24 protein-coding genes are annotated in these 25947 nt (G+C 71.1%); 13 read left to right on the top strand and 11 right to left on the bottom strand.

All coding sequences use genetic code 11. The features are described 5' to 3' along the window. Positions 1 to 23: 23 nt before the first annotated feature. The gene (locus GA0115234_RS07085) at positions 24 to 989 is read right to left on the bottom strand and encodes a helix-turn-helix transcriptional regulator (protein WP_093539986.1); all 966 of its coding nucleotides are present in this window, start codon (positions 987 to 989) and stop codon (positions 24 to 26) included. A 124-nt stretch (positions 990 to 1113) separates the two neighbouring features. Here GA0115234_RS07085 and GA0115234_RS07080 point away from each other — a divergent pair, with 124 nt between their 5' ends. Continuing rightward, positions 1114 to 2721 carry an MFS transporter gene (locus GA0115234_RS07080; RefSeq protein ID WP_202553436.1) on the top strand — a complete coding sequence of 536 codons (1608 nt, stop codon included), beginning with the start codon at positions 1114 to 1116 and terminating at the stop codon, positions 2719 to 2721. Between the two features lie 142 nt (positions 2722 to 2863). Here the strand turns inward: GA0115234_RS07080 and GA0115234_RS07075 are convergent, their stop codons facing one another. The 3 genes from GA0115234_RS07075 to GA0115234_RS07065 form a co-directional block, all read right to left on the bottom strand. Further along, complete coding sequence (locus tag GA0115234_RS07075) at positions 2864 to 3634, bottom strand: DUF6227 family protein (RefSeq protein WP_093539985.1); 771 nt, start codon at positions 3632 to 3634, stop codon at positions 2864 to 2866. Positions 3635 to 3768: 134 nt separating this feature from the next. Next, positions 3769 to 4848 carry a P1 family peptidase gene (locus tag GA0115234_RS07070; RefSeq protein ID WP_093540155.1) on the bottom strand — a complete coding sequence of 360 codons (1080 nt, stop codon included), beginning with the start codon at positions 4846 to 4848 and terminating at the stop codon, positions 3769 to 3771. A gap of 174 nt (positions 4849 to 5022) precedes the next feature. After that, a complete protein-coding gene (locus GA0115234_RS07065) occupies positions 5023 to 6180 on the bottom strand; it encodes a low temperature requirement protein A (RefSeq protein ID WP_093539984.1) in 1158 nt (385 codons plus the stop codon). Positions 6181 to 6623: 443 nt separating this feature from the next. On the opposite strand from GA0115234_RS07065, the gene GA0115234_RS07060 reads away from it, so the two are divergent. From GA0115234_RS07060 to GA0115234_RS07035, 6 genes are all read left to right on the top strand, one after another. Then, entirely contained in the window at positions 6624 to 7610 is a 987-nt protein-coding gene (locus tag GA0115234_RS07060) for an MFS transporter (RefSeq protein ID WP_093540154.1), read from the top strand. Between the two features lie 170 nt (positions 7611 to 7780). Then, a complete protein-coding gene (locus GA0115234_RS07055) occupies positions 7781 to 10006 on the top strand; it encodes a molybdopterin oxidoreductase family protein (protein ID WP_093540153.1) in 2226 nt (741 codons plus the stop codon). A gap of 7 nt (positions 10007 to 10013) precedes the next feature. After that, on the top strand, positions 10014 to 10616 hold the full coding sequence (locus tag GA0115234_RS07050) for a 4Fe-4S dicluster domain-containing protein (protein WP_093539983.1): 603 nt from the start codon (positions 10014 to 10016) through the stop codon (positions 10614 to 10616). Further along, entirely contained in the window at positions 10613 to 11293 is a 681-nt protein-coding gene (locus GA0115234_RS07045; RefSeq protein WP_093539982.1) for a Rieske (2Fe-2S) protein, read from the top strand. The genes GA0115234_RS07050 and GA0115234_RS07045 overlap by 4 nt, the downstream gene beginning before the upstream one ends. After that, a complete protein-coding gene (locus GA0115234_RS07040) occupies positions 11290 to 11721 on the top strand; it encodes a hypothetical protein (protein ID WP_093539981.1) in 432 nt (143 codons plus the stop codon). The genes GA0115234_RS07045 and GA0115234_RS07040 overlap by 4 nt, the downstream gene beginning before the upstream one ends. 21 nt (positions 11722 to 11742) lie before the next feature. After that, the gene (locus GA0115234_RS07035) at positions 11743 to 11952 is read left to right on the top strand and encodes a hypothetical protein (RefSeq protein ID WP_093539980.1); all 210 of its coding nucleotides are present in this window, start codon (positions 11743 to 11745) and stop codon (positions 11950 to 11952) included. Positions 11953 to 12019: 67 nt separating this feature from the next. Here the strand turns inward: GA0115234_RS07035 and GA0115234_RS07030 are convergent, their stop codons facing one another. The 6 genes from GA0115234_RS07030 to GA0115234_RS07005 form a co-directional block, all read right to left on the bottom strand. After that, complete coding sequence (locus tag GA0115234_RS07030; RefSeq protein WP_093539979.1) at positions 12020 to 12529, bottom strand: large conductance mechanosensitive channel protein MscL; 510 nt, start codon at positions 12527 to 12529, stop codon at positions 12020 to 12022. A 123-nt stretch (positions 12530 to 12652) separates the two neighbouring features. Beyond that, positions 12653 to 13168, bottom strand: coding sequence for an RcpC/CpaB family pilus assembly protein (locus GA0115234_RS07025; RefSeq protein ID WP_343335934.1), 516 nt, complete (start codon positions 13166 to 13168; stop codon positions 12653 to 12655). Positions 13169 to 13576: 408 nt separating this feature from the next. Next, positions 13577 to 14410: an S-methyl-5'-thioadenosine phosphorylase gene (locus GA0115234_RS07020; protein WP_093539978.1), complete on the bottom strand. Its 834-nt coding sequence runs from the start codon at positions 14408 to 14410 to the stop codon at positions 13577 to 13579. 96 nt (positions 14411 to 14506) lie between these two features. Then, entirely contained in the window at positions 14507 to 14857 is a 351-nt protein-coding gene (locus GA0115234_RS07015) for an FmdB family zinc ribbon protein (RefSeq protein ID WP_093539977.1), read from the bottom strand. A gap of 66 nt (positions 14858 to 14923) precedes the next feature. After that, the gene (locus tag GA0115234_RS07010; protein ID WP_093539976.1) at positions 14924 to 16207 is read right to left on the bottom strand and encodes an MFS transporter; all 1284 of its coding nucleotides are present in this window, start codon (positions 16205 to 16207) and stop codon (positions 14924 to 14926) included. 433 nt (positions 16208 to 16640) lie between these two features. Next, positions 16641 to 18191 carry a potassium/proton antiporter gene (locus tag GA0115234_RS07005; protein ID WP_256088654.1) on the bottom strand — a complete coding sequence of 517 codons (1551 nt, stop codon included), beginning with the start codon at positions 18189 to 18191 and terminating at the stop codon, positions 16641 to 16643. Between the two features lie 292 nt (positions 18192 to 18483). Between GA0115234_RS07005 and GA0115234_RS07000 the strand changes: the two genes are divergently transcribed. After that, positions 18484 to 21234: a penicillin acylase family protein gene (locus GA0115234_RS07000; RefSeq protein WP_093539974.1), complete on the top strand. Its 2751-nt coding sequence runs from the start codon at positions 18484 to 18486 to the stop codon at positions 21232 to 21234. Here the strand turns inward: GA0115234_RS07000 and GA0115234_RS06995 are convergent. Then, entirely contained in the window at positions 21231 to 21812 is a 582-nt protein-coding gene (locus GA0115234_RS06995) for a 5-formyltetrahydrofolate cyclo-ligase (protein ID WP_093539973.1), read from the bottom strand. The two genes, GA0115234_RS07000 and GA0115234_RS06995, sit on opposite strands and share 4 nt — an antisense overlap. A 104-nt stretch (positions 21813 to 21916) precedes the next feature. Between GA0115234_RS06995 and galU the strand changes: the two genes are divergently transcribed. The 5 genes from galU (at position 21917) to GA0115234_RS06970 (ending at position 25910) form a co-directional block, all read left to right on the top strand. After that, the gene (gene galU, locus GA0115234_RS06990) at positions 21917 to 22819 is read left to right on the top strand and encodes a UTP--glucose-1-phosphate uridylyltransferase GalU (protein ID WP_093540151.1); all 903 of its coding nucleotides are present in this window, start codon (positions 21917 to 21919) and stop codon (positions 22817 to 22819) included. A gap of 4 nt (positions 22820 to 22823) precedes the next feature. After that, complete coding sequence (gene glp / locus GA0115234_RS06985; protein WP_093539972.1) at positions 22824 to 24134, top strand: molybdotransferase-like divisome protein Glp; 1311 nt, start codon at positions 22824 to 22826, stop codon at positions 24132 to 24134. 125 nt (positions 24135 to 24259) lie between these two features. Then, the gene (gene moaC, locus GA0115234_RS06980; RefSeq protein ID WP_093539971.1) at positions 24260 to 24760 is read left to right on the top strand and encodes a cyclic pyranopterin monophosphate synthase MoaC; all 501 of its coding nucleotides are present in this window, start codon (positions 24260 to 24262) and stop codon (positions 24758 to 24760) included. After that, complete coding sequence (locus tag GA0115234_RS06975; protein WP_093539970.1) at positions 24757 to 25281, top strand: MogA/MoaB family molybdenum cofactor biosynthesis protein; 525 nt, start codon at positions 24757 to 24759, stop codon at positions 25279 to 25281. The genes moaC and GA0115234_RS06975 overlap by 4 nt, the downstream gene beginning before the upstream one ends. Positions 25282 to 25298: 17 nt before the next feature. After that, a complete protein-coding gene (locus GA0115234_RS06970) occupies positions 25299 to 25910 on the top strand; it encodes a GNAT family N-acetyltransferase (protein ID WP_093539969.1) in 612 nt (203 codons plus the stop codon). Positions 25911 to 25947 lie beyond the last annotated feature (37 nt).

Genomic DNA, 25947 nt, shown 5'->3' with positions numbered 1-25947 from the left:
ACCGCTGCTGTGCCGTCCCGAGGTCAGCGTGCCGCCGCGCGGGTCAGCCGGGCGCCCAGATCGCCCAGGTAGTCCACCAGCTGCGGCGGGCCGTGCGCGGTGAACTCGCAGTCCACCAGCGCCAGCCGGAGCGCCACCCACTCCAGCGAGTCCGCGAGCACCGTCCGCAGCCGGCAACCGTTCTCGCCGGTCCGCTCCAACGGGCCGAGCGACGCCGGAAGCCGCGCGGAGACGAATTCCGCCGGGGCCGCGAAGCTCACGTCGACCGCCAGTTCCGGCCGCTGCCGACGCGCGATGGAACCGGCGAGGAACTCCGCCGCGTCCCCCGTGGGCAGCTCGCGCGGCGCGAACCGGGCCCCGGTCGCGAACGGCTCGCTCACCCGGTCGACCCGGAACGTACGCCAGCCCTCCCGCCCCAGGTCGTACGCGACGAGGTACCAGCGCCACCCCGTGCTCACCAGCCGGTACGGCTCGGCCTCCCGCTTCGTCTCGGCGCCGTCGCCCGCGCGGTACGCGAACCGCAGCCGCTCCTGCCCGGTGACCGCCGACGCCATCACGGTCAGCGTCCGCGGGTCGATGGTCGAGCCGTCGCCCCGGGTCAGCGGCATCGTCGCGTTCTGCAGGGTCGAGACCCGGTGCCGCAGCCGTGACGGCAGCACCTGTTCCAGCTTCGCCAGCGCCCGTACGGACGCCTCGTCCACCCCCTCGATGGCATGCCCGGCCCCCGCCCGCAGCCCCACCGCGATGGCCACCGCCTCCTCGTCGTCGAGGAGCAGCGGCGGCATCGCGGTGCCCGCGACGAGCCGGTAGCCGCCGACGGATCCGCGCGAGGCCTCGACCGGATAACCGAGCTCACGGAGCCGGTCGATGTCGCGGCGGATGGTGCGCGGGCTGACATCGAGCCGCTCCGCGAGCTCGCTGCCCGGCCACTCGCGGGGCGTCTGGAGGAGCGACAGCAGACTCAGCAGTCGTGCCGGGGTGTCGGTCATGGCCTCAGCCTTCCTCCGGGGTGTCGGTCGTGGCCCCGGGCCTTCCTCCGGGGTGTCGGTCGTCTCACCAGGATGCCCAACCATTGGGACATGACCTGACCTAATGAATGTTTAGCTTTCTCATATGACTTCTTCCTCATCTCTGCCGTCCACGGCATCCGGGCCCGCGGTGTCCTCGGACCCGTCGGACCGGCGACGCTGGTTCGCGCTCGCCATCGTGATGACCGCGGCCTTCATGGACCTGGTCGACGTCACGATCGTCAATATCGCCATCCCGAGCATCCAGGAGGACACCGGCGCCTCGTTCAGCTCGATCCAGTGGATCACCGCCGGCTACGCCCTGGCCTTCGCGGCCGGGCTGATCACCGGCGGCCGACTGGGCGACATCTACGGCCGCAAGCGGCTGTTCCTCATCGGCATCGGCGGCTTCACCCTGGCCTCCGCGCTCTGCGGCTTCGCCGCCAACCCGGAGATGCTGGTCGCCTCCCGCATCCTCCAGGGCGGTACCGCCGCGCTGATGGTCCCGCAGGTGCTGTCGATCGTGCACGCCACCTTCCCGGCGCACGAGCGCGGCAAGGTCTTCGGCCTCTTCGGCGCGATCGTCGGCCTCGGCGCGGTCTCGGGGCCGCTGCTGGGCGCACTGCTCACCGAGTGGAACATCGCCGGTCTCGAATGGCGGCCGATCTTCCTGATCAACCTGCCGGTCGGCATCGCGGGCCTGATCCTCGGCCGTAAGTTCATCACCGAGTCCAAGGCCCCGAAGGCGCTCCGGCTCGACCTCGTCGGTGTCGCCCTGGTGACGCTGGGGCTGCTGATGCTGATCTACCCGCTGACCCGTGGCCACGAGCTGGGCTGGCCGCTGTGGGGCCACCTGTCGATGGCCGGCAGCCTGCTGGTGTTCCTGGTCCTGGTGCTGTTCGAGCGGGCCAAGGCGCGCAAGGACGGTTCGCCGCTGGTCGAGCTGTCGCTGTTCCGGGTCAAGAGCTTCGCGGCGGGCATCGCCGTGCAGCTGACCTTCGGCATCGGGCTCGGCATCTTCTTCCTGGTCTGGACGCTCTACATGCAGATGGGCCTCGACTGGAGCGCGCTGCGGGCCGGCACGACCGGTATCCCGTTCTCGGTCGCCGTCTCGCTCGCCGCCGGGATCTCCGTGCAGAAGCTGGTGCCCCGGTTCGGTCGCAAGGTCCTCCAGACCGGTGCGCTGCTGATGGTCGCCGGCCTGCTGATCTACATCTGGGAGTCCGACCGGTACGGCATGGGCATCACGCCCTGGCAGATGATCCTGCCCCTGGTGGTCATGGGCCTCGGGATGGGCCTGATCGTGGCGCCGCTGACCGACGCGGTGCTCTCCGAGGTGCCCAAGGAGCACTCCGGTTCGGCCTCCGGACTGATCAACACCGTGCAGCAGATGGGCAACGCGCTCGGACTCGGGCTGGTCTCGGTCGTCTTCCTCGGCGCGATCGGTGACCGGCTGGCGCCGCAGGACGTGGGCCCGGCCTTCGCGGAGGCGTTCCGGCACTCGCTGTGGTGGGTGGCCGGGGTGCTCGCGGTGATCTTCCTGGTGATGTTCGCGCTGCCCGCGCGGCCGCGGCAGCACGTGGAGGGCGGCGACGAGGCCGTGGACGCGCCGGAGGGCTCCGAGGGCCCGGCGGCGGGTGCCGTGGACACGGCGGACCGCTCCGGGGACGTGGACGGCTCCGAGGGCGTCAAGGAGCCCGCGCTGACGTCCTGACCGACCTCCACCGGGGGAGGAGAACGGTGCCCGCACCCCTCGGGGTGCGGGCACCGCTGCGTCGGCGGCTTCCGTTCGCGCTTCCGCTTGCGCGTCGGCTTCCGCTTCCGCTTCCGCCTCGGCTTCGGACCGGGGCCCCGGGTCAGCAGATGCGCGTACGGCTCTCCATCGCCCTGCGCGCCGTGTCCTCGTCGCCGTACACCTCGCACATGTGGCGGCCGTCCGGCGTGGCCGTGTGCTCGACCTCCCACAGGCTCGTCTCACTGCCGTCGAGGAGCAGGAAGGCGTGCTCGTACAGGGTGAATCCGGCGTCCCGTCCGTCCACCTGGCACTGCCGTCCGAAGACCTGGGTGATGTGGTGGGCGAAGGCGGCGCGCAGCAGCCGGGCGGTCTCCTCGCCGGGACCGTCGCTGTTCTCCGCGCGGCGCAGGACGCGGCGGGCGTGGTCGGCGGAGTTGTCCGGGGCGTACATCCTGGGCAGCGGGGCCGGGGGAGCCGCCATCAGGACCGTGAGTATCTCCAGGTCGGCCCCCGGACCGTCGTCCCCGAACACCGGGACCTCGCCGAAGCCGCCGGTCAGCCTGGCGGCGGCGACATGGGCATCGGCCTCGTCGTCGTACAGCTCGTGGTGCATGAGGTCGGGCTCCGTCCGGAACCGCGGGTCCGTCGCGCTCCGCGGACCGCCGTGCGTCACCTCCCACAGGGTGAGCGGGGTGCCGTCGGACAGCAGATACGTGTGCCGGTAGGTCTCGCGGTGGAGTACGGAACTGTGGTGCGAGGAGTGCAGGGAACTGCTGTGGGCGAGCGCGGTACCGAGTCTCTCGACCGTACTGTCGGGCAGGTCGAAAGAGTTGAGTGCCCGTCGCAGGAGTCTCTCGAGGTGCTGCTCGGTTGTCTCGTACGGATCGCTCAAGGTGCTGTCTCCAGGCCGTTGCCGCGTGTTACTTGCTGCGTGCATAACGTAGTCCCTGGGTCCGACATCGTGACCGGGGTTCGGGAAAACGTATGGCGCACGCAGATGGTTCCTGGCGGTTCGTCCGAGCTTCCTCAGCCGGCAGGCGAGTCGGGGGCCGGGGGGCCGTCCGCCTGCGGCCGCGAGGGGCGCGGTCGTACGCCGTAGAGATCGCTGTACGAGGGGTAGTGGCCGCCGCCGGGGCGGCGGTCGACGCTCTGAGCTGCCCGGACGGCCTTCACGATGGCGCGTGTGAGCGCGTCCGCGCCGGCCGCCAGCAGTTCGTTGAGCGCGATCGGATTCTGCGGATCCAGCGGCCGGGCGCCGGTGGACAGCGCGAAAACGGTGTCCCCGTCGGTGAGCAGATGCACGGGCCGGACGGCGCGCGCCAGCCCGTCGTGCGCCGTGCCCGCGAGCTTCTGCGCCTGGGCCCGGGTGAGGCCGGCGTCCGTGGCGACGACGGCGAGCGTGGTGTTGAGCGGGGGCCGCGCGTGCGCCTCCCGCAGCTCGGCGAGGCGCCGCTCCGCCGCTCGGAGGGCCTCGGGCGCCGGGTGCACCGGCGGTTCGGCGGCGCCGTACTCCCCGTAGAGCACCCCGGTACGCGGATCGACCACCGAGCCCGCCGCGTTCACCACGGCGAGCGCGCCCACCGTGATCCCGGAGGCCAGCCGGATGCTCGCCGTGCCCACGCCGCCCTTGAGCTGCCCGGCGACCGCGCCCGTACCGGCGCCCACGCAGCCCTCCGCCACCGGCGCCCCCGGCTCCGAGGCCGCCGCGTCCTCCACCGCCGCGCGGCCCGTCGAGGCGTCGGGGCGGGCCCGCCAGTCACCGCCCCGGCCCAGGTCGAAGACGCAGGCGGCGGGGACCACGGGCACCACCTGAGCCGGATCGGGGCCGACCCGCACCCCGCGCCCCTGCTCCTCCAGCCAGGCCATCACCCCGGACGCGGCGTCCAGGCCGTACGCGCTGCCGCCCGTCAGGACGACGGCGTCGATGCGCTGGACCAGATTGCGCGGATCGAGCGCGTCCGTCTCCCGCGTTCCGGGGCCGCCGCCCCGTACGTCGACGGCCGCGACCGCGCCGCCCTCGGGGGCGAGGACCACGGTGGTGCCGCTCAGCGCCCCCTCGCCCGGCACCTGCGCGTGGCCGACGCGCAGCCCCGCGACATCGGTCAGCGCGTCGAGCGGCCCGGGGGCGTCCGGCCCGGCGGCGGTGTCCTGTCCGGTGGTATTCGGCTCGGCGGTACTCGGTGAGGCGGTACTCGGTGAGGCGGGGCCCGTCGGCTTCCGGGATTCATCCGTCACTGCATGCTCCTCATCGCGTGAGCCGTCACCGGCCGTCCGTCGCGCTCACCCGGCCGCGGCGGGCCGCCGGGACAGCAGCACCCCCACGGTCACGGCCGCCGCGGCCACCAGACCGGCCGCGAACACCGCCCACCCGCCGGCGAACGTACAGGCCAGGATGGCCAGCGCGGCCACGGGGAGGGAGAGCTGCTCCATGAGGTCGCGCTTGAAGTGGCGGACGTGCAGCGCCCACACCGTCAGCAGGAAGAGCGCGGAGGGAATGGTCACCGCGGCGGCGGCCACCGTGGCCGAGACATGCGCCTTGCCCACGGCCGCCTCAACCGCGACCTCGATGCCCGCGCCGATGGCGGCCGCGGAACCGAGGATCAGGTAGTGCCCGTATCCCCAGATGAACGCTTCCCTGCTGCCGCGCAGGTAGTCCTGGATCGGCACGGCGAAATAGATCCACCAGGCGGAGAAGACGATCAGCAGCCCGCCCGCGGCGATCGGCAGCAGCTCGCCGAGTGCGTCGTGCTCGTACACCGCCTCCTGGACCGCCACCGTGGCCGCCGCGATCGTCTCGCCCAGGACGATGATCGTGAACAGCCCGTACCGCTCACTGATGTGGTGTGGATGCCAGCTCGTCGAGCGGTCGCGCTCGGCGAGCGCGGGAACGGACATCTCCGCGAGCGCCAGCACGACGAAGACGACGGCACGGGCTCCGCTCGCACCGTGCGGCAGCAGCAGCATCGCGATCCAGCCCAGCTGCACCACCGTGATCCCGACCGCGTACCGCAGCGCGACGCGCCGCTCGGCGCCCCGGGTGCAGTGCGCGGCGCGCAGCCACTGGCTGGTCAGCGCGAGCCGCATCACCACGTAACCGATGACGACGACCGTCCAGTCGCCCGAATCGAAGGCGCGCGGCACCCCGGCGGCGAGGATCAGCACACCGGTGATCTGGACGAGCGTGACGACGCGGTACAGCGGGTCGTCGGTGTCGTAGGCCGAGGCGAACCAGCTGAAGTTGACCCAGGCCCACCAGATCGCGAAGAAGACGGCCGCGTAGCCGCCGATCCCGGTGAGGGCGTGGCCTTCGGTGACGGCGTGGACCAGCCGCGCGCCGGCCTGGGCCACGGCGACGACGAAGCAGAGGTCGAAGAAGAGCTCCAGCGGTGTCGACGCGCGATGTTTCTCGGTACGGCTGCGAGCCGTCATGACGGGCATGGGAGCCAGCACATCAGACGGGATTCGGCTACGCCGTGCGGCACGCGCCCCGGATGGCCGAACGGGCTCACCCGCCTGAGGTGCAAAACAGGGCCAACCATGATGTACGACCCTACGGTGACGGGGTGACCGAGCCGCCAGAAGCCTCCGCCGCAGCCGAGCCGCCCGACCCCGCTGCACGAACCGGCTCCACCGGAGCAGAGCCCGGCACCCCGCCCTCCACTGGTCCCGGGACCACCGGAGCGCCCGGCGCTCAGCTCTCCGCCGAACCCCGGACCGCTGAACCCCGGACCGCCGAACCCCGGACCGCCGGGCCCCGGACCGCCGGGCCCCGGACCGCCGGGCCCCGGACCGCTGAACCCCGGACCGCCGGGCCCCGGACCGCCGGGCCCCGGACCGCCGGGCCCCGGACCGTCACCGCCCGTGCGACCGCGGCCGGTGTCATCGTCTCCGCCCTGCTGATCCTGGCGATCGTGCTCGGCAGCCGACTGCTGGAGAACTTCGACTCCGCACTCCTTCCGTACGCGGTCGCCACCGTCTTTCTCGCCTTCGGCGTCGCCTACCGCTACACGGTCTGGGTCTCCGCACCCGGCGCCCGGCGGCTGTTCAAACAGGGGTGGCGGAGCTTCTTCTCGGTGGCCAACTTCCGCAAGGCCCCCACCGCGCTGCCCCGGATGATCGCCACATATCTGGGCTTCCAGAAATTCCTCGGCGCCCGCTCGCATGCCCGCTGGGCCGCCCACCAGCTGATCTTCTGGGGCTGCATCCTCGCCTCCCTGATCACCTTCCCGCTGACCTGGGGCTGGTTCACCTTCACCTCGGGCAGTGGCTCGGGTCCCGGCTACGAGATGCGTATCTGGGGCTTCAAGATCATCGGTTTCGACTCCCTGGACTTCCTGGGCTGGCTGATGTTCCACGGCCTGGACATCGCCGCCGTGCTCGTCATCCCCGGCGCCTCGTACTTCCTGTGGCGCCGGATGAAGGACCGCGGTGCCGTCACCGGCCAGCGCTTCGCCTACGACCTGGTGCCGCTGATCGCTCTCATCGTCATCTCGGTGACCGGTCTGCTGCTCACCTTCTCGTCGATCTTCCTGCACGGCGGCGGATACGAGTTCCTGGCCGTGCTCCACATGGTGTCGGTGGTGTTCACCCTCATCTACATCCCGTTCGGGAAGTTCTTCCACATCGTCCAGCGCCCGGCCGCGGTCGGTATGCAGCTGTTCAAGTACACCGCCCGGCAGGACCAGGAGGTGCTCGGCTGCCGCCGTTGCGAGGAGCCCATCGACACCGGGCCGTACGTCGACAACCTCCGCGGCACCATGCGCGACCTCGGCCTCGACTTCGACGAGTGGGCCGAATACTGCCCGCGCTGCAAGCGGGTGCTGCGTGGCAGTGCCTATCTCTCCCAGGTGAAGAAGGGCTTCAAGTGACCGCGGATCCGCGTGCGGCCGACCCTCGTTCAACCGACTCCGGCGCGGCAGGCCCCCGTGCGGCAGGCCCCCGTGCGGCCGGCCCCCGCGCGGCCGGGTCGCGCACGGCCGTCCCTCTCGATCCCTCCCTCGCCCCGCCGGGCACCCGCGCCTTCCGGGACGCGGGCGGCATCCCCGCCGACCGGTGGCACGCCGACCAGGAGGGCGAGACGCTCGTCCCCACCCACTGCTGCTTCTGCGGGGTCCAGTGCGGGATGTATCTGCGCGTCGACCGCGGCGGCAAGGTCTTCGGCGTCGAACCCCGCAACCACGACATCAACCGGATGCGGCTGTGCCCCAAGGGAATCAACGCGTACCAGCAGGTCAACCACCCCGACCGGCTCACCGCCCCACTGATGCGCCGCTCCCGCGACGAGGACTTCCGCGAGGTCTCCTGGGACGAGGCGCTCGACTTCACCGTCGCCGAGATCAAACGCATCCAGCAGAGCTACGGGAACGATGCCTTCGGGCTCCTCGGCGGTGCCAGCCTCTTCTCCGAGAAGACCTATCTGGTCGGCAAATTCGCCCGGGTCGCCCTCAAGTCCCGGCACGTCGACTACAACGGCCGCCTCTGCATGGTCAGCGCCGCGGGCGCCAACAAGCTGGCCTTCGGCATCGACCGGGCCGGCAACCCCTTCTCCGACATCCTGCTCACCGACTGCCTGCTGATCGCGGGCTCCAACGTCGGCGAGTGCTTCCCCGTGATGACCCAGTACGTGTGGGGGGCCCGGGACCGTGGTGCGAGCCTGATCGTCATCGACCCGCGCGAGACGGCCATCGCCCGGACCGCCGATATCCACGTCGCCCTCAGACCCGGCACCGATTCGGCCTTCTTCAACTCCGTGCTGCACGTGGTCGTCGAGGAGGGACTGACCGACGCGTCCTATCTCGCCGCCCACGCCACCGGCTGGGAGGAGGTGAAGGCCAAGGTCGCCGAGTACCCGCCGGTCAGGGCCGCCGAGATCTGCGGCATCCCCGCCGAACAGATCGTCCAGGTCGCCCGCACCTTCGCCCGTGCGCCCAAGGCCATGGCCTGGCACGCCCGGGGCATCGAGCACCACTCGCAGGGCGTCGAGAACTGCCTCAGCGTGATCAACCTCTGCACCGCCACCGGTCACATCGGCAAGCCCGGCGCCGGGTACGGCACCATCACCGGCCAGGGCAACGGCCAGGGCGGGCGCGAGCACGGACAGAAGTCCGACCTCCTGCCCGGCGGCCGCTCGATCATGAACGAGGAGCACCGCAGACAGATCTGCGAGATCTGGGGCATCGAGGAGTCCGAACTCCCGCCCGCCGGCACCTCGATGATGGAAATGGTCTGGCAGATGCAGCGCCGCGAGATCCGCGGCCTGATCGGCATCTGCAACAACCCCTTCGTCTCCCTCCCCAACTACGGAGTGGTCAAGGAGGGGTACGACGCCACTGAGTTCCACGCGCAATTCGACTTCTTCCTTTCCGAGACCGCTGCCAACGCTCATGTCGTCTTCCCCGTCACTACCTGGGCCGAGGACGAAGGGGTGATGGCCAACGCCGAGGCCCGGGTGGTCAAGCACAACAAGGCGCAGGACCCGCCGCCCGGCGTACGGACCGACACCTGGGTGATGTGCGAACTCGCCAGGCGTCTCGGCGCGGGCGACAAATTCGCCTTCGCCGACTCCCGCGCGGTCTTCGACGAACTGCGGATCGCCTCCGCCGGTACCGTCAACGACTACTACGGCATCACCTACGAACGGCTGGAGGAGACTGGCGGGATCGCCTGGCCCTGCCCCTCCACCGACCACCCCGGCACCCCCCGGCTCTTCGAGGACGGCAGGACCTACCACCCCGACGGCAGGATCCATCTCCAGGTTGTCGACTGGCACCCACCGATGGACCCGTACGACGACGAGCACCCCATGTCGCTCACCACCGGGCGGACCGTCGCCCACTTCCTCTCCGGCAACCAGACCCGCCGCCTGGGTGCCCTCGTCGAACAGACCCCGCGCCCCTGGGCCGAGCTCCATCCCTCCCACGGCTTCCGCAACGGCGAACCGGTCCGCGTCGTCACCCGGCGCGGCAGCGAGGTGTTTCCCGCGCTGGTCACCGAGGCGATCCGCCCCGACACCGTCTTCATCCCGTACCACTGGCCCGTCCCCACCGCGGCCAACGCCCTCACCATCGATGCCCTCGACCCCCGTTCCAAGATCCCCGAGTACAAGGTGTGCGCCTGCCGCATCGAGCACGCCCGGGAGATCGACGAGGTCCCCGCACCTCCTGTCGCTCCCGGCCAGGTCGGCTACCCGGAGACCCAGGTCTCCCGCACCGACCCACTGCCGCCCACGGCCCCCCAGGGACGTGGCACCTCGGAGAGGAGCTGACCGCCGCATGATGGGCCGAACGATCTTCATCGACCCCGGACGCTGCATCGGCTGCCAGGCCTGCGTCTCCGCCTGCCGGGAGTGCGACTCGCACCGCGGCAAGTCGATGATCCACCTCGACTACACCGACGAGGGCCAGTCCGTTGCCTCCCTTCCCACGGTCTGCATGCACTGCGAGGACCCGGTCGCCCCGTGTGCCGAGGTCTGCCCCGCCGACGCGATCCTGGTGATCGCCGACGGTGTGGTGCAGCAGGCCGACACCACCCGCTGCATCGGCTGTGCCAACTGCGTCAACGCCTGCCCCTTCGGCGTCCCGAAGATCGACCTCCAGGCGAAGCTGCAGATGAAATGCAACCTCTGCTACGACCGCACCGCCTACGGCCTCGCCCCCATGTGCGCGACCGTCTGCCCGACCGGAGCGCTGTTCTACGGGACCGTCGAGGAGCTCCAGGCCGAGCGCCCCGGCGTCCAGGTCGCCGACACCTTCACCTTCGGCCGGAGCGAGGTGCGCACCGGCGTGGCCATGGTCGTCCCTGCCGACCGGGTCCGGTGGCCGGTGCCCGGCGGCCTTCCCGTCGTCGAGATCAACGGGAAGGACGTCCGCCGATGAGCGTCACCGACCAGCCGCCCTCCCCCCAGCCACCCGCCGGCGATCCGCGCGAAGCCCTGCACGACCGGATCGCCGCCGACTCCCTCACCACCCGGCGCGACTACCTCCGGATCGTGGCCACCGTCTCCGGCGGGCTCGCCGTCGGCGGGCTCGGTGTGGCAGGCGGAATCCTTCCGCGCCACGGCGACCCCGACGACGCCAAGGCGCCGTCGCCGAAGAGGATCGCCGATCAGCTCCTGCCCGGTGAGTCCCTCGCCTTCCACTACCCGGACGAGGAGGACCGCGCGGTCGCCGTCCGGCTGGACGACGGCACCCTCGTCGGCTACTCCGCGATCTGCACCCATCTCGCCTGTGCCGTGCTCTGGCGCAAGGACCGGGGCACCCAGGGCGAGCTGTACTGCCCCTGCCATGAGGGCATCTTCGACGCCCGCACCGGCGAGGTCACCGCCGGGCCGCCGCCCCGCGCGCTGCCCAAGGTGGTGCTCACCGAGCAGGTGGACGGCAGCATCTGGGCGGTCGGTACGACGCGCTCGGGCGAGAGCATCGAGCACGGCCTGTGCCGTCAGCTCTCCGAGGACCGCCCCGACCTCGCCTCCCGGATCGGCTGTCCCGCCGTCAAGGGCGGCGGCGCGGAGGCCCCCTCCCTCGGGCCCGAGACCCCCGGCAGCCGGTCATGACCGACGCCCGGCAGTCCCGGAACCAGGAGCCCCCGGAGCGCCCAGCGGCCTCGCGGCCCCCAGCGGTCTCGGAGTACCCGGAGCCCCCCGAGTACCACCCGGGGAGTGCTCGCCCCGAACTCAACCGGCCCGTCCATGAGCGCTATCCGCAGATCCGCGCCACCAGCGGCTACGGCGACCCCCGGATCCGCCACACCGGCCCCGGCCCCGGGGCGGGCACCGACCAGGAGCCCGAGCGGTCCTCGAAGCTGACAGCCCGGCTGGTCCTCGCCATGACGGTGGTCGTCGGACAGCTCTGGGGCCTGACCGTCGTCATCGACGCGTGGATGGAGGGCCGCACCGGCACGGCCTGGTGGGGTGCCGGCTTCCTCTGTCTGTCGTTCCTCGTCGTCCTCGGGCTGTGGCTGATCGACCCGAAGGATCGCTGACCGCCGCCGTACCCTTGACCCATGAGCACCGCCCCCGCCCCCGGCCCGCGCGATCCGAAGCCCTCCGAGCCGCAGAGGCCGCAACCGAAACCGGCTCTGGTCTTCGACGATCCGCTGGACCAGCAGTCCTCGGACGATACGGACCGAGGGTGGGGCGAGCGGGCCCCGGCCGGTGGCAGCGCCGCCGATCTGGCGCGCTTCCTCGACGAGAAGCCGCCCCACCACATCTGATTCCCAGCTCCGTGGTGATCGGCCGGCGGTGCCGCCGGTTCTTCCGCTGTCCGTGGAGCCGGTGGGGCTACTGGTCGTGACTCCGGCCGGGGTCCTGGCCGGGGGCCTCGCCCGTGCCGCCGCCGCGCTGCGAGACGAGGGCGTCGCGGATCTCCTTCAGTACCTCCAGCTCGCTCACCTCCAGCGTCTCCTGCACTCCGTCCTTCGCGGCCTGCATCGCCGCCCGCCTGGCGAGGTACTTGGCCATGGGCAGGACCAGCAGGAAGTAGACGACGGCGGCCGTGATCAGGAAGCCGAGGGCGGCGCTGAGCACCGAACCCCACAGGATCCGGATGCCCTCGGTCGCCTCGCCCGTCTTCGGATCCGTGATGCAGGGGCCCTTGAAGCAAGAGCTGTAGCTCTCCAGGTCCTTGGTGCCGAACGCGCCGACCAGCGGATTGATGACTCCCTTGACGAATGCGTTCACGATCTGGGTGAACGCGGCGCCGATGACGACGGCGACCGCCAGATCGATCACATTGCCGCGCGTCAGGAAGGCTTTGAACCCTTCCAGCAGACTGACCTTCTTCTCGCTCACGGGTGAGCCTTCCTTCACGTGTGCCGTAGGCGGAGCAAACTCCTCCGCAACTTACGGCAGTACGCGTGGAAACCACCCAATTCTGAGCTTTGGCAAGGTGACTTGATCGGCTGTCAGTTTGAATCAGCACAGGGTCACCGCCAGCCGGGACGAGATCCCCGCGCCGGCCAGCGCGGTGGCCGTGTCCCGGGAAACGGACAGCACGATCAGCGCACCGTCCTCCGCGGAACCCTCCGCCAGGGACTGCGGCACCTCCGCCACGCGCGCGCCCTTCGCCAGCACCCGGGCCTCGGCCCCGTTTCCGGCGCCGGTCCCGGCGTCCCCGGCAGCGATCACGTCGACGTGGTCACCCGGCCGCAATAAGCGAACCGTCGCCGCGTCCGCGATCCGGACGGGCACGGACGCCGACCGAGCCGGCCGCCGCGCCCGCTCCTGCACCGCCCCGGGCCCGCTCCCGGCCCCCGCCCCGTACGCCGCGTCGCCGCCCGTCCCCGTACCGCCACCGCCCAGCCCCGTGGCGGCGAGCGCGGCAGCCGTCAGGGCCAGCCCGGCGGCCAGGGCGCGGCGCTGCCGCCACAAGGCCCGGCGCAGCCGCCGACCACCACCTCCGCGTACCCGCAGGGGCGCGAACGCGGGCACCCCGCAGGGCGAAGGGGCCGAGGACGGAGACGGCAGCGGCGAGCACGACGGAGAGGACGCGGGCGACGCGGAAGACACGGACGACACGGACGACGGAAACGGCCCGGGTGACGGAAACGAAGCGGACGAACCGGAAGCCAGGAACGAAGCGGATGGCGTGGGCGATGTGGATGACGCGGACGACGGAAACATGGGCGATACCACCTGTCGCGAGGAGCCGAGGAGCCGAGAAGTTTCGGACGAACGCCCCTCACGATCCACCGTCCGCGGGATTCCCGCTGAAGCCTGTGGACGGCCCCGGAGTTGTGGACAACTCCGTCACCCACTCACGCCACAACCGTCACCCGGCCACCTCTCCCCGCAGTGCTTGGCACCCCGCAGCGCTCGCCGCCCCGCCCCACAACGCCCCTAAGGCAGCTCGATCCCCGTCTTGAGGCCGTCCAGCGCATGCGAGCACGGACAGTCCCGGTCCGCCTCCGCGGGCAGGGCGGCCACCACGTCGAAGAGCACCGCACGCAGCCGGTCCACGTTGGCCGCGAACACCTCCAGCACCTCTCCGTGCGAGACGCCCTCGCCGGCCTCCGCGCCCGCGTCCAGGTCCGTCACCAGGGTCATCGTCGTGTAGCAGAGGCCCAGCTCACGGGCGAGGACGGCCTCCGGGTGACCGGTCATCCCGACCACCGACCAGCCCATCGCCGCATGCCAGCGCGACTCCGCCCGGGTCGAGAAGCGCGGCCCCTCGATGACCACCAGCGTCCCGCCGTCCACCGGCTCCCAGCTCTTCGCCCGTGCCGCCGCCAGTGCGGCCCTGCGCCCCTCGGGGCAGTACGGGTCGGCGAAGCCCAGGTGCAGGACGTTCGGCTCCGCACCGTCGGCCCGGGTCTCCCCGTCGTAGAACGTCTGCGTCCGGGCCTTGGTGCGGTCCACCATCTGGTCCGGCACGAGCAGGGTGCCCGGCCCGTACTCCGGGCGCAGCCCGCCCACCGCGCACGGGCCGAGCACCTGGCGTACGCCGACGGAGCGCAGCGCCCACATGTTGGCCCGGTAGTTGATGCGGTGCGGCGGCAGATGGTGGCCGCGTCCGTGGCGCGGGAGGAAGGCGACCCGGCGGCCGCCGACCTCGCCGAGGAAGAGGGAGTCGCTCGGCTGTCCGTACGGGGTGTCCACCCGCACTTCCGTGACGTCCTCCAGGAAGGAGTACAAGCCCGAGCCGCCGATGACACCGATCTCTGCGTTCGCCATGCGATCACATTAGCGGCGCCGGAAAACGCCAGGAGCCCCGCCGAACGGATTCGGCGGGGCTCCTGGCGGAAGCCCGGTGCGGAAGTGCGGTGCGGCTCAGGCGGCCGACGTGCCGCTCGTCGAGGACGAGGAGGACGACGACGAGGACGCCGCGGAAGAGGCGGACGACTTCGAGTCGGATCCCGCGGACGTCGAGGACGACGAGGAATCGGACGAAGCGGAACCGGATGCCTTCGCCGAGGACGAAGCCGGCGTGCTGCTCGACGAGGAGCCGCGGCTGTCGTTCCGGTAGAAACCGGAACCCTTGAAGACGATGCCGACCGCGGAGAACACCTTCTTCAGGCGTCCGTCGCAGCTCGGGCACACGGTGAGGGCGTCATCGGTGAACTTCTGCACCGCCTCAAGGCCCTCGCCACATTCGGTGCACTGGTACTGATAGGTCGGCACTTGCTCCTCCTGGCACTCTGACTCAATGAGTGCTAACGACGCTCCATACTGACGTATTCCGCAGCATCAGTCCACCGTGACCGGCTTCCGGTGACCGACACCACGTGCCACGGTCCGCCCCGGGGCGGCGGGTACGAGCCTCGAACGCAGCCCCACCAGGGTGATCAGGGCCAGTACGGTCCCCACGAGCGGCACCACGAATCCGGTGCTGGCCCCGTGGGCGTCCGCGAGTCGCCCGGCGACCGTCACCGCCGCCGCCTGGCCGAGCGCGACCGAGCCCGTCAGCCAGGTGAACGCCTCGGTCCGGGCGGAGGCCGGCACCAGGGCGTCGACCAGTGTGTAGCCGCTGATCAGGGCCGGGGCGATGGAGAGCCCGACCAGGAGTCCGAGCCCGGCCAGCAGCGGCACCGAGTGGACCGCCCACAGCCCGGACGCGGTCAGGGTGAGTGCCGCGTACCCGACGATCAGCCGCCGTCGCGGCCCGCTCTTCCAGGCGATGGCGCCGCAGGCGATCCCGGCGAGCATGTTGCCGGCCGCGAAGACGCCGTACAGCAGACCGTTGGCTCCCGGGCGGCCGATCTCCTCGGCGAAGGCGGTCAGCGAGACCTGCATGCCGCCGAAGACCGCGCCGATGCCGAGGAAGGCCACCGCGAGCACCCGTACGCCCGGTACGGCCAGGGCGGAGGCGCGGGGCCGGGAGGCGTCGGACGCGGTGTCGCGCACCGCGGGCTGGGTGCGGTGCTGCGTGGCGAAGAGCAGCCCGCCGATCAGGGTCAGCGCGGCCTCCGTGATCAGGCCGGCCGCCGGATGCACCCCCGTGCACAGCGCGGTGGCGAGCACCGGACCGATGACGAAGGTGAACTCGTCCGTCACCGATTCGAAGGCGGCCGCCGTGGCCATCAGCGGCGAGGCCTCGCGCTCCGGAGTCGCGCCGAGCAGGGCCGCCCAGCGGGCCCGCACCATCGGCCCGACCTGCGGGACGGAGGCGCCGGTCGGCACGGCCGCCACGAACAGCGCCCACAGGGGCGCGTCCGCCAGCGCCAGCGCCGTCAGCACCGACACGGACGCCCCGTGCGCCAGGACGCCGGGCAGCAGTACGGCGCGCTGGCCGAAACGGTCGGCGAGCTTGCCGGTCTGCGGTGCGAACAGGGCCATGGAGACACCGGTCACGGCGGCGACGGCGCCCGCGCTGCCGTAGGAGCCGGTGGTGTGCTGGACCAGGAGCACGATGCCGATGGTCAGCATGGCGAAGGGTTGCCGGGCGGCGAAGCCCGACAGGAGGAAGGTCCACGCACCCGGGGTGCGCAGCAACTGCCCGTATCCGGGGCGGTCGGTGACCGTGGACGCCACGGTCCATGCCTTTCTGCCGCCTGGTGGCCGAGCTCCCGCGGCGCGGCCGGCACCGATGGTGCGGGCTCGTTCGTGCGGGTGCTGCCGAGAGCTGTCCTCTTCGCGCGGAACTGCGGTAGATGCCGGGCGCTCAGCAGAGGCGGAGGACGCCACGACCGCCATACGGTCGCGCCAGCTCTGCATCAGGCAGAGTTGGTCGTTCGGGTTGGTCGATCGGGTCGACCGGCCCCGTCGCGGGGTCGATCGTTCCCTTCACGATACAGGCAGAGGTCCTTGTGAACCTGTGAATGTGCGCAAGGACTCCACCGGCACCTCGGATCGCAAGCAACGGCAAGGGCGCCCGTGCGTACACAGGGCGCCCGCACGCTCAAGGGCGCCCTCTGAGCACGCCGCTCAAGAGCGCCCGCGCGTGCCCAGAGGCGCCCCTGCGTACTCAGTGGTGCGCCTTGGGACCGCCGCTCTTCCCCAGCTTCTTCACGGCCTTCAGCGCATGTGCCGCCTCGCGCGCCGCCTCGTGGGCCGCATGCGGCCCCGAGAGGTCGTCGCCGCCCTTGCCGCCGGTCCCCAGCCAGCCCGCGAGCTTGCCGCCCTCGCCGACCGCGCGCAGCCGTTCCTCCGCCGCGTCGCGCACCGGGTCGGTGGTGACCACCAGCAGCTCGTCGCCGCGTCGCAGCACGGTCGAGGGCGCCGGTACGAAGCTCTTGCCGTCCCGCACCACGAGGGTGACGGCGGCTCCGGCGGGCAGCCGCAGTTCCGCGACCTCCACGCCGTGCATCTTCGACCGGCCGGGGATCGCCACCGAGAGCAGATGACCGCGCAGCCGTTCCAGCGGCGCCGACTCGATGCCCAGGTCGGCGGCCTCGGCCGGGTCGTCGGCGATCTTCAGGGCCTTGGCCAGCCAGGGCAGCGTCGGCCCCTGGATGAGGGTGTAGACGATGACGAGCACGAAGACGATGTTGAAGATGCGGGTGGAGCCCTCGACCCCGGCGACCATCGGGATGGTCGCCAGGATGATGGGCACGGCGCCGCGCAGCCCCGCCCAGGACATGAGCGCCTTCTCCTGCCAGGGCAGCCGGAACGGCGCCAGCGAGATGAAGACCTCCAGCGGACGGGCCACCACCGTCAGCACCAGGCCCACGATGACCGCGGGCCAGAAGTCGTCGTACAGATCGTGCGGCGTGACCAGGAGCCCGAGCAGGACGAACATGCCGATCTGGGCCAGCCAGCCGAGCCCGTCGGCGAAGCCGCGGGTGGCGGGCCAGTGCGGCAGCTTGGCGTTGCCGAGGATCATCGCGGCCAGATAGACGGCGAGGAAGCCGCTGCCGTGGGCCAGGGCGCCCGCCGCGTACGCCGAGACCGCGATCGCCATCACGGCGATCGGGTAGAGGCCGGAGGCGGGCAGCGCCACATGACGCAGTCCGAACGAGCCGAGCCAGCCGACGGCGATGCCCACGGCCGCACCGATGGCGAGCTCCAGGGCTATCTCGCCGACCAGGACGTACCAGCTGTCCACCGGCCCCCTGGTCGAGAAGGCGACCACCAGGATCACCACGGGGGCGTCGTTGAAGCCGGACTCGGCCTCCAGCACACCGGTGACCCGGGCGGGCAGCGGCACCTTGCGCAGCACGGAGAAGACCGCGGCGGCGTCCGTGGACGACACGACCGCGCCGATGATCAGCGACTGCCGCCAGTCCAGCCCGACCAGGTAGTGCGCCCCGGCCGCCGTGACGCCCACGCTCACCGCGACACCGACCAGCGAGAGCATCACGGCGGCGGGCAGCGCCGGTTTGATCTCTTTCCACTTCGTGCCCAGGCCGCCCTCGGCGAGGATCACGACCAGTGCGGCATAGCCGATGACCTGGGTCAGCTCGGCGTTGTCGAACTTGACGTCGAAGATGCCGTCCTGCCCCATGACGATCCCGATGCCGAGATACAGGAGCAGGCTGGGGAGCCCGCTGCGCGACGAGATGCGCACCGCCGCCACCGCGACGAGCAGTACGAGCGAGCAGACGAGCAGGAGTTCGTTGAGCGTGTGGACAGACAGTGGCCGTTCCTTCCCCGCGTACGCCTGCCGAGTCGGTCGACCTTCGGCATCGGCCGTTGGCGGCCGGTACTTCGTTACCTTACCTAATCTTTAACGCTTTCTTGACGCGTTCGAGCATTCGTACGATCGCTACGTAATTCGAGCCATCCCGATACCGCGTCAGAGCCGTCCCGGCGCTGCGCCTATGGTTGCTCCTGCACTCCCAGGACCACCTGCCCCTCGAAGGACAGCGATGCCCGCCAACACCACCGCCTCTTCCGCCGCCACCGGTTCCGCCGGTGCGAAGACCGGCCGGAAGAAGGGGCGACGTGCCCGCCTGATCGTGATCGTTCTGGTGCTGGCGCTTGTCGCGGGTATCGGTTACGGGACGTTCTGGTCCGTAACGACCGTGCGGGCCTCGTATCCGCAGACGACCGGATCGTTGAAGCTCGACGGTCTCGACGGCACCGTCGACGTCAAACGCGACAACTACGGCATCCCGCAGCTGTACGCGGACTCCGATGCCGACCTCTTCCGCGCCCAGGGCTTCGTCCAGGCGCAGGACCGCTTCTGGGAGATGGACGTCCGCCGTCACATGACGGCCGGCCGGCTCTCCGAGATGTTCGGCTCCGGACAGGTCGAGACGGACTCCTTCCTGCGCACGCTGGGCTGGCGCAAGGTCGCGCAGGAGGAGTACGACAACGTCCTGTCCGAGGCCACCAAGAAGAACCTCCAGGCGTACGCGGACGGCGTCAACGCCTACCTCAAGGGGCGCGACGGCAAGGACATCTCCGTCGAGTACGCGGCCCTCGGCTTCACCAACGACTACAAGCCGACCGAGTGGACCCCGGTCGACTCGGTCGCCTGGCTCAAGGCCATGGCCTGGGACCTGCGCGGCAACATGCAGGACGAGATCGACCGCTCGCTGATGACCAGCAGGCTCGACGCGAAGCAGATCGAGGACCTCTACCCGGCGTACCCGTACGACAAGCACCGGCCGATCGTCGACCAGGGGGCCATCTCCCCGGTCACCGGAAAGTTCGACCCGGACGCCACCCCGTCCGACTCGCTCGGCTCGAACACCGCGCAGGGCGCCACGGAGGGCCTGAACACCCAGCTCTCCGCGCTCTCCGACACCCTCGACCAGATCCCGGCGCTGCTCGGCCCGAACGGCAACGGCATCGGGTCCAACTCCTGGGTGGTCTCCGGCGACTACACGACCACCGGCAAGCCGCTGCTCGCCAACGATCCGCACCTGGCGCCGCAGCTGCCCTCGGTCTGGTACCAGATGGGCCTGCACTGCCGCGAGATCTCGGCGAAGTGCCAGTACGACACCGCGGGCTACACCTTCTCGGGCATGCCGGGCGTGATCGTCGGCCACAACCAGGACATCGCCTGGGGCCTCACCAACCTCGGCGCGGACGTCACCGACCTCTTCCTGGAGAAGGTCTCCGGCGACGGCTACCTGTACGACGGCAAGGTCAAGCCCTTCACCACCCGTGAGGAGACCATCAAGGTCGCGGGCGGCAAGGACCGGACGATCACCGTCCGCGAGACCAACAACGGCCCGCTGGTCTCCGACCGCAGCAGCGAACTGGAGACGGTCGGCCAGAAGGCCCCCGTCACCAACGCGGCCCCGGACCGGGCCGACGGCTACGCGGTCGCCCTGAAGTGGACCGCGCTGGAGCCCGGCAAGTCCATGGACGCCGTCTTCGAGCTCAACCGGGCCAAGGACTTCCCCACCTTCCGGGCGGCGGCCGCGGACTTCGAGGTTCCCTCGCAGAACCTCATCTACGCCGACACCAAGGGCCACATCGGCTACCAGGCACCCGGGAAGATCCCGGTGCGCCTCAAGGGCGACGGCATGATGCCCAGCCCCGGCTGGTCCTCGGCGTACGGCTGGAAGAAGGACCCGGTCCCGTTCGACGAGCTGCCCTACGAGTACGACCCGAAGCGCGGCTACATCGTCACCGCCAACCAGGCCGTGATCGACGAGAAGAAGTACCCCCACCTGCTGACCAAGGACTGGGGCTACGGCACCCGCAGCCAGCGGATCGACGACCTGATCCAGTCGAAGATCAAGGGCGGCGGGAAGATCTCGACCGAAGACATGCAGAAGATGCAGATGGACAACACCAGCGAGATCGCCGCGCTGCTGGTGCCCGAGCTGATGAAGATCGACGTCCCGGACAAGAGCGTCCGCGAGGCGCAGAAGCTCCTGGAGGGCTGGGACTACACCCAGGAGCCCGACTCGGCCGCGGCCGCGTACTTCAACGCGGTCTGGCGCAACATCCTCAAGCTGGCCTTCGGCAACAAGCTGCCCAAGGAGCTGCGGGTCGAGGGCGAGTGCCTCAACGTGCCCCGGGCCGGCGGTTCGGGCCCGGTCGACGAGCAGCGCAGGCTGGTGCGCGAGTGCGGCCGGCGCGACGCGGACTCCGCCCAGCCCGACGGCGGTGACCGCTGGTACCAGGTGGTCGCCGAGCTGATGGACGATCAGAACAGCGACTGGTGGAAGGCGCCGAAGAGCGGCCGGTACGACCCGACCGAGAACCGCGACCAGCTCTTCGCCCGTGCCATGGAGGACGCCCGCTGGGAGCTGACCGCCAAGCTCGGCAAGGACATCAGCACCTGGAGCTGGGGCCGGCTGCACCAGCTGACCCTGAAGAACCAGACCCTCGGCACCGAGGGCCCCGGCCTGCTCCAGCGGGCCCTCAACCGCGGCCCGTGGAACATCGGCGGCGGCGAGGCCGCGGTGAACGCCACCGGCTGGAACGCGGCGGGCGGCTACGAGGTCGTCTGGGTCCCGTCGATGCGGATGGTGGTCAACGTGGGGGACTGGGACAAGTCCCGCTGGATCAACCTCACCGGCGCCTCCGGGCACGCGTTCAGCGCGCACTACACCGATCAGACCGACAAGTGGGTCAACGGTGAACTGCTCGACTGGTCCTTCGGCACCAACGCCGTCACGAAGGCGACGACCGACACCCTGACCCTCAAGCCCTAGCGGCCCGTCCGGCGGACCGACGCCGGGGTCACCACCACGTCCACGGGGTGGTCGTGCGGTTCCTCCGGAACCTGCGCGACCACCTCGTCGTCGTACAGCAGGACGACCAGTGCCGGATGGGCGCCGGCCGCGGCGAGCCTGGCCAGCACCCGGTCGTAGCTGCCGCCGCCGCGGCCCAGCCGCATCCCGCGCCCGTCCGCCGCCAGGCCCGGCAGCAGGACCGCGTCCGCCTCCAGGACCGCTTCGGGGCCCAGCCGCCCGCCGTCCGGCTCCAGCAGTCCGCGCCCGGCCCGGACGAGACGGCCGGCCCCTTCGTACGGCGCCCAGTCCAGATCGTTGTCCGCGAGGAGCACCGGCAGCAGCACCCGCACCCCCCGGGCGCGCAACGCGTCCAGCAGTACCCGGGTGCCCGGCTCGCTGCCCACCGAGACGTACGCGGCGACGGTACGGGCCCCGGACACCTCCGGGAGATCCAATGCGCCCCGGGACAGAACCACCGCGGCGTTTTCCACGTCTTCCCTGGTCAGAAGGTGACGTGCGGCCAGCAGTTCACTTCGGAGCCGTGCTTTTCGGGACATCTCTGCGCTCAACGGGCACCCCTGGATCTCGCATGTGCATATAGGCGTACAAAGTTAACCGGACCCTCATCTTCCTCGCATACATACCGGTTATGGTTCTGCGCATGACTCAGTCGCACCCCAGGATCAGCAAGGCCGTCATCCCCGCCGCAGGGCTCGGTACCCGTTTCCTGCCGGCCACCAAAGCCACTCCCAAGGAGATGCTGCCTGTGGTCGACAAGCCCGCGATCCAGTACGTCGTGGAGGAGGCGGTGACCGCCGGCCTCTCCGACGTCCTGATGATCACGGGCCGCAACAAGCGTCCGCTGGAGGACCACTTCGACCGCAATTACGAACTGGAGTCCGCACTCACCCGCAAGGGAGACGCCGAACGGCTCAAGAAGGTCCAGGAGTCGAGCGACCTGGCCACCATGCACTACGTCCGGCAGGGCGACCCGCGTGGCCTCGGCCACGCCGTGCTGTGCGCCGCTCCGCACGTGGGGGACCAGCCGTTCGCGGTCCTCCTCGGCGACGACCTGATCGACCCGCGCGACCCGCTGCTGGCCCGCATGGTCGAGATCCAGGAGCGCGAGGGCGGCAGCGTCATCGCGCTGATGGAGGTCACGCCGGAGCAGATCCACCAGTACGGCTGCGCGGCCGTCGAGCCCACCGCCGACGGCGATGTGGTGCGCATCACCGGCCTCGTCGAGAAGCCCGAAGCGGCCGAGGCGCCCAGCAACCTCGCCATCATCGGCCGCTACGTCCTGGACCCCGCCGTCTTCGGCATACTGCGCAGGACCGAGCCGGGCCGCGGCGGCGAGATCCAGCTCACCGACGCGCTCCAGCTCCTCGCCGAGGACGAGAAGGTCGGCGGCCCGGTGCACGGTGTCGTCTTCAAGGGCCGCCGCTATGACACCGGCGACCGGAGCGACTACCTCCGTGCCATTGTCAGACTCGCGTGCGAACGTGAAGACCTGGGCCCGGACTTCAGGACCTGGCTCCGCAGTTACGTCACCGAGGAGATGTAGCACTTTGAGCAGCACGATCTGGTCGGTGGACGAGCACCTGGAAGACATTCTCGGCGCGGTACGGCCTCTCGAACCCATCGAGTTGCAGCTGCACGATGCCCAGGGCTGCGTCCTCGTCGAGGACGTCATGGTGGAGATCGCCCTGCCGCCCTTCGACAACAGCTCGATGGACGGGTACGCGGTCCGTGTCGCCGATGTCGAGGGCGCCGACGAGGAGTTCCCCGTGGTGCTCACCGTCATCGGTGACGTCGCGGCGGGCAGCGACGGCCTGCCCGACGGGCGGGCCGTCGGCCCCGGCGAGGCCGCCCGCATCATGACCGGCGCCCCGCTGCCGGCCGGTGCCGAGGCGGTGATCCCGGTCGAGTGGACCGACGGCGGTACGGGCGGCGGCCCCGCCGACACCATGCGCTCCCTGAGCGACGCCCCGCAGGCCGCGGGCGGCGAGGTCCGGGTACACCGTCCCGTCGAGGCCCGCGCCCACGTCAGGGCCCGCGGCAGCGATGTGAAGCCGGGTGATCTGGCGCTGAGCGCCGGATCGGTCGTCGGCCCGCCGCAGATCGGACTGCTCGCCGCGATCGGCCGCTCCACGGTGAAGGTGCGGCCCCGGCCGCGGGTCGTCGTCATCTCCACCGGCAGCGAGCTGGTCCAGCCCGGCGAGGAGCTGACCGGCGGCCGGATCTACGACTCGAACAGCTTCGCGCTCACGGCCGCGGCCAAGGACGCCGGAGCGATCGCCTACCGCGTCGGCGCCGTCACCGACGACGCGGACACGCTCCGCGCCACGATCGAGGACCAGCTGATCCGCGCCGACATCGTCGTCACCACCGGAGGCGTCAGCGTCGGCGCGTACGACGTCGTCAAGGAGGCCCTGTCCTCGGTGGGCGACGAGGACGAGCCGGGCAGCGGCATCGACTTCCGCAAGCTCGCCATGCAGCCGGGCAAGCCGCAGGGCTTCGGCTCGATCGGCCCCGACCACACACCGCTCCTGGCGCTGCCGGGCAACCCCGTCTCGTCGTACATCTCCTTCGAGCTGTTCGTACGGCCCGTGATCCGCACCCTGATGGGCCTGAAGGACGTGCACCACCCCACCGTCCGGGCCACCCTGAAGGCCGACGGGGCACTCGCCTCCCCGTCCGGCAGGCGCCAGTTCCTGCGCGGTACGTACGACGCGGAGTCCGGCACGGTCACCCCCGTCGGCGGTTCCGGATCGCACCTGGTCGCCGCGCTCGCCCGAGCGGACGCGCTCATCGTGCTGCCCGAGGACGTCACCTCCGCCGAGCCCGGCATGGACACCGAGGTGATCCTGCTCCGCTGATCGCCCGGCGGTGGCGGTACGGTATCTGCTCGCTGTGCCTTCCCGGGGACACCCCCGGGCCCCCGGCCCGCACCCCGGTGCGGGCCCTGGCGGGCAACCGGCGCCCTACCGCGAGGCGGAGTGAGTTGAGTACGCAGAACAGACTGACGCACATCGACGAGGCGGGCGCGGCCCGCATGGTCGACGTCTCGGAGAAGGCCGTCACCGCGCGGGTGGCCCGCGCGAGCGGCCGGGTCCTCGTCTCGCCGCGCGTCGTCGAGCTGCTGCGCGGCGAGGGGGTCCCCAAGGGCGACGCCCTCGCGACCGCCCGGATCGCCGGGATCATGGGTGCCAAGCGCACCCCCGACCTGATCCCGCTCTGCCACCCGCTGGCCGTCTCCGGCGTCGAGGTCGACCTGGGTGTCGCCGACGACGCGGTGGAGATCACGGCCACCGTGAAGACCACGGACCGCACCGGCGTCGAGATGGAGGCCCTGACCGCCGTCTCGGTCGCCGCGCTCACCGTGATCGACATGGTCAAGGCGGTCGACAAGGCGGCGGTCATCACGGACGTACGGGTCGAGACGAAGTCGGGCGGCAAGTCCGGCGACTACCGCCGCACCGAGGCGGACGGAGCGGACGCATGACGCCGCCCGGGGCGGCCCCGGCCCCGTCCCCCTACCGCGCCCTCGTCGTCACCGCCTCCAACCGTGCCTCCGCCGGCGTCTACGCCGACCGGGGCGGCCCCCTGATCTCCGAGGCGCTCACGCAGCTCGGCTTCGCCGTCGACGGCCCGCAGGTCGTGCCCGACGGCGACCCGGTCGAACAGGCCCTGCGCACCGGAGCGGCCGCCGGGTACGACGTCATCGTCACGACCGGCGGTACGGGGATCTCGCCCACCGACCGCACCCCCGAGGCCACCCGCCGGGTCCTCGACCACGAGATCCCCGGCATCCCCGAGGCCATCCGCGCCGAGGGGCGCGACAAGGTCCCCACCGCCGCGCTCTCCCGGGGCCTCGCGGGCGTCGCCGGCCGCACGCTCATCGTGAACCTGCCGGGCTCCACCGGCGGGGTGCGCGACGGCCTCGCCGTCCTCGCCCGTCTCCTGGTGCACGCCGTCGACCAGTTGCGCGGCGGCGATCACCCCCGACCGGGGAGCCCGAGCTGAACGTCTCGACCTGGCCGGTGATTCTCAGCGACGGCGAGATCGTGCTCCGTCCGATCAAACTGCGCGACCAGCGCATGTGGCGCGAGGTCAACCGGCGCAACCGCGACTGGCTGCGCCCCTGGGAGGCGACCGTGCCGCCGCCCGCCCCGGGCGCACCGGCGGCCCAGCGGCCGACGTACCGTCAGATGATCCGCCATCTGCGCGCCGAGGCCCACGCGGGCCGGATGCTGCCCTTCGCCATCGAGTACCAGGGCCGGCTGGTCGGTCAGCTGACCGTCGCCGGGATCACCTGGGGTTCGATGTGTTCCGGCCATGTCGGCTACTGGGTCGATCAGGACGTCGCCGGTCGCGGCGTGATGCCGACCGCGGTCGCCCTCGCCGCCGACCACTGCTTCCGGACGGTCGGACTGCATCGCATCGAGGTGTGCATCCGGCCGGAGAACGGGCCCAGCAGAAGGGTCGTGGAGAAACTGGGATTCCGCGAGGAAGGCCTGCGCCCGCGCTATCTCCACATCGACGGTGCCTGGCGGGATCATCTCATCTACGCGCTCACCGCGGAGGAAGTGCCCGACGGGCTGCTCAGGCGCTGGCATCGGTCACGGCCCGGAACGCCACGGGAAATAAAATAAATGTTCGATATTGATCGGCGATTGGCCGAGGGTGTAC

The sequence above is a fragment of the Streptomyces sp. DvalAA-43 genome (assembly GCF_900091725.1).
Lineage (GTDB): Bacteria > Actinomycetota > Actinomycetes > Streptomycetales > Streptomycetaceae > Streptomyces > Streptomyces pulveraceus.
Note: the sequence above shows the minus strand (reverse complement) of the source record. Positions and strands in the feature narration are given on the sequence as shown.

Excerpts from the sequence above, each read along its gene's own strand:
- GA0115234_RS07085 (WP_093539986.1), bottom strand. The coding sequence starts at position 989 with ATGACCGACACCCCGGCACGACTGCTGAGTCTGCTGTCGCTCCTCCAG.
- GA0115234_RS07080 (WP_202553436.1), top strand. The coding sequence starts at position 1,114 with ATGACTTCTTCCTCATCTCTGCCGTCCACGGCATCCGGGCCCGCGGTG.
- GA0115234_RS07065 (WP_093539984.1), bottom strand. The coding sequence starts at position 6,180 with ATGCCCGTCATGACGGCTCGCAGCCGTACCGAGAAACATCGCGCGTCG.
- GA0115234_RS07050 (WP_093539983.1), top strand. The coding sequence starts at position 10,014 with ATGATGGGCCGAACGATCTTCATCGACCCCGGACGCTGCATCGGCTGC.
- GA0115234_RS07045 (WP_093539982.1), top strand. The coding sequence starts at position 10,613 with ATGAGCGTCACCGACCAGCCGCCCTCCCCCCAGCCACCCGCCGGCGAT.
- GA0115234_RS07040 (WP_093539981.1), top strand. The coding sequence starts at position 11,290 with ATGACCGACGCCCGGCAGTCCCGGAACCAGGAGCCCCCGGAGCGCCCA.
- GA0115234_RS07035 (WP_093539980.1), top strand. The coding sequence starts at position 11,743 with ATGAGCACCGCCCCCGCCCCCGGCCCGCGCGATCCGAAGCCCTCCGAG.
- GA0115234_RS07020 (WP_093539978.1), bottom strand. The coding sequence starts at position 14,410 with ATGGCGAACGCAGAGATCGGTGTCATCGGCGGCTCGGGCTTGTACTCC.
- GA0115234_RS07000 (WP_093539974.1), top strand. The coding sequence starts at position 18,484 with ATGCCCGCCAACACCACCGCCTCTTCCGCCGCCACCGGTTCCGCCGGT.
- GA0115234_RS06995 (WP_093539973.1), bottom strand. The coding sequence starts at position 21,812 with ATGTCCCGAAAAGCACGGCTCCGAAGTGAACTGCTGGCCGCACGTCAC.
- galU (WP_093540151.1), top strand. The coding sequence starts at position 21,917 with ATGACTCAGTCGCACCCCAGGATCAGCAAGGCCGTCATCCCCGCCGCA.
- GA0115234_RS06975 (WP_093539970.1), top strand. The coding sequence starts at position 24,757 with ATGACGCCGCCCGGGGCGGCCCCGGCCCCGTCCCCCTACCGCGCCCTC.